This window comes from Moraxella oculi, from assembly GCF_023336735.1.
In the GTDB taxonomy this organism is placed as follows: domain Bacteria; phylum Pseudomonadota; class Gammaproteobacteria; order Pseudomonadales; family Moraxellaceae; genus Moraxella; species Moraxella oculi.
Genome location: NZ_JAMBAQ010000066.1, coordinates 1 through 467, shown reverse-complemented (window position 1 = coordinate 467; position 467 = coordinate 1). Strand labels below are relative to the sequence as shown.

General features: G+C 46.0%; 1 protein-coding gene. It reads left to right on the top strand.

Annotation, left to right across the window (positions count from 1 at the left end; all coding sequences use genetic code 11):
- The coding region (locus M2R47_RS09675; protein ID WP_283162965.1) for a VENN motif pre-toxin domain-containing protein at nucleotides 1–467 on the top strand (467 nt) is incomplete at both ends.

Genomic DNA, 467 nt, shown 5'->3' with positions numbered 1-467 from the left:
CTGGCAATGATTGCAATGCAGGTGCCATTGGTGCTACCATAGGGGAGATGTGGGCAGACCATCAAACAGATGACCCAAACACCCTAACCCAAACCCAAAAAGACACCCTCATCCACCAAGCCAAACTGTTAGCTGCCATCACCGCTGCTTATGCAGATGAAGATGTAGGCACCGCCGCAAGCATGGCAGAGGAGGCGGTGAGGTGGAATGGTACTCGAAGGGCATCCGTCAGAAATCCCATTCAGCAACAAAGAAGGGATCTAATAGCTCTTGAGACAATTGCCATTCGCAAGCATCTGCCAAATTTTCATGGTCTGCAATACATCAGAAGTAATGGTCAAATCACTCAGGAAGAAGTTTTAGAATACCAAGCATTTAGTCGGTTTATTAGATTTTCAAATCAAACCTATGCCAATACAAACATCGCCTATCAGGCGTTTCGGCAGGTAAACAATCGGGTATATTTG